This is a genomic window from Falsigemmobacter faecalis (assembly GCF_003863335.1).
GTDB classification, from domain to species: Bacteria; Pseudomonadota; Alphaproteobacteria; order Rhodobacterales; family Rhodobacteraceae; genus Wagnerdoeblera; species Wagnerdoeblera faecalis.
In genome coordinates this window covers 1-341 of sequence record NZ_RRAZ01000103.1, presented here as the reverse complement: position 1 = coordinate 341, position 341 = coordinate 1, and the positions used below count along the sequence as shown (strand labels likewise).

The window sequence follows — 341 nt, the reverse complement described above, 5'->3', positions numbered from 1 at the left end:
TGGGCAGGTGAATCAATTCGCCGCACCACTTGTGGGTAATTGCAAGCCGGCGCAGGCCGTGGTTTTTAGTCCTGGGTGACAGCTTTGAGCCGTGCTGTCCTTGGCGCCCATTTCTTTGCGAGTTGGGCTAAACGCCCGGCGATCCTTTCGGGGCGGGCATCCTCGGGATCGAATGTGCCTCCTGACCAGTCGAGCATTTCATCGTGCTGCTCATGCCCGGGATCGGCTATGGCCTGCAGGAACTCCTCATAGCCGTATGCCCCACCAACGTCTTCAGGAGGGCATGCTCCGCTGGCCTTCAGAAGCCGCGGATAGCTGAGGCCTGGGATGGCTTCGCTTAC

Annotated in this window: 1 protein-coding gene; it reads right to left on the bottom strand. The window is 60.1% G+C overall.

Going from position 1 to position 341, the window contains the following annotated elements:
- Nucleotides 1–65: 65 nt before the first annotated feature.
- Nucleotides 66–341: plasmid pRiA4b ORF-3 family protein (locus tag EG244_RS20255; protein ID WP_148097658.1), on the bottom strand; the 276-nt coding region annotated here is incomplete at its 5' end.